Genomic DNA, 4412 nt, shown 5'->3' with positions numbered 1-4412 from the left:
TTTGATTTAGCATAAAGAGTAACGAAGAACCCAAAAAACTAAAATCAACAATCGGTCGTAACGCACCAATTTTATTCGTGAGCGCCACCCGTAGAAGAAGATACAATGCTCTTTTAGGGGAACAATCGCTACTGTCACCACCAAGCGTTAAACCCAGCGGAAAAGGCAGTCCGAGAGAGATTATACTAAATCCGTTGAGTAGACCTCTTGCAAAAGTCTTAAGTCGATCCTTGTACAGCAACATTTTTGAAGATTATCAACTACTAATAAATAATTAACTGAAAGTCCCTCCCATTATTGTTTCTATCGTTTGTTTTCGGATCTATGCAAGAGGTCTAGTATAGGCTACATATCAGGACAGGCAAAAAACAGCAGGGAAAAGGCAAAAGGGGAAATAAATAATCAGTCTTTAATAACTGGATTTAGTATGATACCTTGATCGCCCCGCAGCCAGAATTCCCTTAGAAGAACCTCTAACCCCTCACTGAATCGCCTGTTTTAAACTGCGGCAGAATTCTTCAAGGGATTTTAAACCATCGCCAGGGGAATTATCGGCCAGACGTTTAACCATGGCACTGCCGACAATTACCGCATCAGCACCCCAGTTTTTCACCTGTAGCGCCTGTGTCGGGTCGGAAATGCCAAATCCTACCCCCACGGGTTTATCGGTGACAGAACGGATAGAATCGAGCAATTCCTCCACTCTGGTGGCCACTTGGTTCCGCATTCCCGTCACTCCCGTGACACTAACCAGATAAATAAAACCTTGAGATTGCAGGGCGATCGCTTGTATTCGTTCCGGGGGACTGGTAGGCGCTACCAATAAAATCACTTCAATTCCCTTAGCGGCAGCCGGTTGTAGCAAACTTTCCGCTTCCTCTAGTGGTAAATCGGGAACCACCAAACCACTCACCCCGGCTGCTTTAATTTGGTCTAAAAAGACATCTATCCCGCGATGATAGATGGGATTATAGTAACTAAAGAGAATAATGGGAGCTTTCACCTCTCCCTGCGCATTTTTGACGATTTCTAGCACATCCTCCAACTTGACACCCCGATTTAAAGCGCGGGTGGCCGCCGCTTGAATAACCGGACCATCCGCAAGAGGATCGGAATAGGGAACCCCCAATTCGATCAGATCGGCCCCTGCCCGGTCTAAAATGCGTAAAGCTTGGGCAGTAGTAGATAAATCGGGATCACCGGCAGTAATAAAGGGAATCAAGGCACAATTCCCCTGGGAACGGAGAGAACGAAAACACTCGGAAACAGCAGTCATCGAAAATTACTGGAGACATAAAGCACCGTCTATTATCTCATGGCGGGGAATAGCTCCTTGCTGGTCGCCGCAAGCTCAGGTAAGGAATTTTTCAAGTAATACTTAAGGAATATTGACAAAAGGGCGATCAAGGGTAGAATAAGCGCAGTCTGATAGTTTTGAGAAAATCTCTTCTATAAACTGGTTTTCATTCCGCTTTTTCTGGTAGACAATAGGACTACCGCCTGATCGGGTTTCGTATAATCAAACACCATATATCTATGTTTTCCATTTACATTCTCACCCATAACGAAGAAATTGATATTGCCGCCTGCGTAGAATCGGCACTTCTATCCGATGATGTGATTGTGGTTGACTCCTACAGTAGCGATCGCACTGTTGAGATCGCTTCTCGTTATCCAGTCCGCGTGATTCAGCATCAATTCGAGAGCCACGGTAAACAAAGAACTTGGATGCTAGAAAATATCGAGACTAAATACGATTGGGTTTATATTCTCGAAGCAGATGAACGGATGACACCCCCACTCTACGCAGAATGTCTGCGCGCCACTCAACAGAAAGAATTTACTGGTTTTTATGTGGCCGAAAGAGTTATGTTTATGGGGACGTGGATCCGTCGCAGCACCCAGTATCCTCGTTATCAAATGCGTCTATTTAGAAAAGATCAAGTCTGGTTTAGCGATTATGGTCACACGGAAAGGGAAGAATGTCAGGGAAAAACTTCTTTTTTACAAGAAACCTATCCCCACTATACCTGTAGTAAAGGTTTAAGTCGTTGGATTGAAAAACATAATCGTTATTCTAGCGATGAAGCGGCAGAAACTCTACATCAGTTGGCTAACGGTGATGTTAGTTGGAAAAATTTATTTTTTGGTCAAACCGAAGTAGATAGACGGAGAGCTTTAAAAGATTTATCTCTAAGATTGCCTTTCCGTCCCCTACTTCGTTGGTTTTATATGTATTTTATCTTGGCGGGAATTCTCGATGGTAAAGCTGGTTTTGCTTGGTGTACTCTGCAAGCTTTTTATGAGTATTTGATCCTCTTAAAAGTAGCGGAAATGAAACAGGGTTTACCCACTCCTACCGAAGCAAGAAATACTTTTCATCCCCAGCAAAATGGTAACAATAGTAATTCCCAAAGGTCTGATTTTGTCTCCCTGAAAGGAAAAGTCGATTAGCATTCAATCATTATTAATCAGTCAGTAATGACCTAAAAATAACCTAGAAACAAAAAACAATCCCGATCCATTTTTCAAAAGTAATAGACCTCTTGCAAAAATCCGAAAACCAACGATAGAAACAATAATGGGAGGGACTTTCAGTTAATTATTTATTAGTAGTTGATAATCTTCAAAAATGTTGCTGTACAAGGATCGACTTAAGACTTTTGCAAGAGGTCTAATGACAGAGATGGTTATGCCCAGTACATCTCAATTTTCGATCAACTGGCTGACCACGGTGCGCCCCTACCATTGGCGCAATAATATTATTGTAGGGGCGAATTGCATTCCATTCGTGTCAACTTAAGCAAGAAGCTTAATTATAAAAAGTAGCTGATTATCCAAGAGGAAGGAAGTAAAAAATGGTAAAATAAGGCGGAGAAGTCAGAGGTGGGTCAGTGAAAAAGCGCTCTAAGCAACGACCGAGAAAACAGGGGAATCCAGATTTGCGGCGACCACATCAATGCCCAAGCCCAGAAATCCCACAAGTAATAGAAGAACTTAAAAAATATCTAGAGCCAAGATTATTTACGCCGCTAAAATATATGCGAGGAAATCATGAAAAAATCATGAGAGATAGATTATTAACCTTACCCGTGGTGGTCGCCTTATTGGTAAGCTTAGTCTATCGTCAGATAGCGGGATTAAGTGAAGCTGTAAGAGTCTTAAAAGAGGAAGGATTACTCTGGGTAGAACCTCTAAAAGTAAGTAAGCAAGCTGTATCCAAAAGATTGATGAGCTTACCTACGGAAATCTTTGTATTGCTGCTGAGAAATATTTTAGAAAAAAGAAAAGAAATGTCAGGTAAAATTACTGACAGGGGGACAAGCTGGCTGAACTCCTTACAGCACAAGCTTTTTGGGGTGTTCGAGCGAAAAAGTTCGATGCAGCTCACCCCCCGTTGTTGATAAAGATTTCTAGTAAGCTCGCCCAAATCCCTGATTCTCTCGTTAGCTTTTTGGCTGAAAGCGATGTATCTGTTTGTAACTGAGGAGCCTCAAAACCTTTGTGGACAATGCTTTGAGAGGTCTTGTCCCCCTGTCAGGTAAAATTAGCATAGCTTCAAAATGGCAAAAGGTGAGAGAAAAATTCAGTGTTATTTGGATAGCCGATGGCTCAACCCTAGAGCAGCTGAGGAAAAGGCTGAAAGCTTCCGAGAAGAAATCTGGGAAATTAGCTGGAAGAATAATGATGATTGTTGAGGCATTTACGCAAGTACCTGTGACAGTATGGTATCAGAAAAATGAGAAATGTAACGATAAAGTATGGGCAGAACAATTAATAAATGAGCTACCTACATCAGGCCTGCTAGTCGTTGACCTAGGCTTTTTTAGTTTTCCGTGGTTTGACCAATTTACTGAGGAAGGAAAATATTTTCTTACCCGCATGAGGGGAAAAACATCTTACCAAATAAAGCAAGTTTTGTCCGCAGGAAAACTTTACCGAGATGAGATTATTACCCTCGGTCAGTATCGCTCTAATCCTTGCCATTCGACCGTCAGATTAGTCTCAGTTCTTTGGGGAAATACTTGGTATGATTATTTGACAAACGTGCTTGATTCTGAACAACTATCCGCTGAAGAAGTTTGTGATTTGTCTAGAAGAAGATGGCAGATAGAAGAAGCTTTTCTCTTAACCAAGCGACTCTTAGGACTGGCCTATTTATGGGTTGGACACACTAACGGCGTACAAATCCAAATTCTCACTACCTTGATTTTCTATACTGTTCTCATTCAGATAGTTCAAGATGTGGCTGTAGCTCTCCATCAACCGCAAGAAAAAATTTCTGTCGAGATGGTTTTTAGAAGCCTTTACTATGTAGCGAAGGCTTTCTGGAGGGGCGAAAACCCAGATGTAATCAGCTATTTAGCCGAACGCGCTCAACTTTTTGGACTGATTAGATCTCTTGCAAAAGT

4 protein-coding genes are annotated in these 4412 nt (G+C 42.0%); 3 read left to right on the top strand and 1 reads right to left on the bottom strand.

The genetic code is table 11. The annotated features are described in order from the left end of the window. Nucleotides 1-481: 481 nt before the first annotated feature. Complete coding sequence (trpA, locus tag MICAI_RS21020) at nucleotides 482-1276, bottom strand: tryptophan synthase subunit alpha (protein ID WP_008206852.1); 795 nt, start codon at nucleotides 1274-1276, stop codon at nucleotides 482-484. 260 nt (nucleotides 1277-1536) lie between these two features. Here trpA and MICAI_RS21015 point away from each other — a divergent pair, with 260 nt between their 5' ends. The 3 genes from MICAI_RS21015 to MICAI_RS21005 all read left to right on the top strand — a co-directional run. Further along, the gene (locus tag MICAI_RS21015) at nucleotides 1537-2454 is read left to right on the top strand and encodes a glycosyltransferase family 2 protein (RefSeq protein WP_008206849.1); all 918 of its coding nucleotides are present in this window, start codon (nucleotides 1537-1539) and stop codon (nucleotides 2452-2454) included. 611 nt (nucleotides 2455-3065) lie between these two features. Beyond that, nucleotides 3066-3404 carry a hypothetical protein gene (locus tag MICAI_RS22675; RefSeq protein ID WP_157221776.1) on the top strand — a complete coding sequence of 113 codons (339 nt, stop codon included), beginning with the start codon at nucleotides 3066-3068 and terminating at the stop codon, nucleotides 3402-3404. A 100-nt stretch (nucleotides 3405-3504) separates the two neighbouring features. Further along, the coding region (locus MICAI_RS21005) for an IS4 family transposase (RefSeq protein ID WP_039900650.1) at nucleotides 3505-4412 on the top strand (908 nt) is incomplete at its 3' end.

The organism is Microcystis sp. T1-4, from assembly GCF_000297435.1.
Lineage (GTDB): Bacteria > Cyanobacteriota > Cyanobacteriia > Cyanobacteriales > Microcystaceae > Microcystis.
The sequence above is the reverse complement of the archived record's forward strand: the minus strand, read 5'-3'. Positions and strand labels throughout refer to the sequence as shown.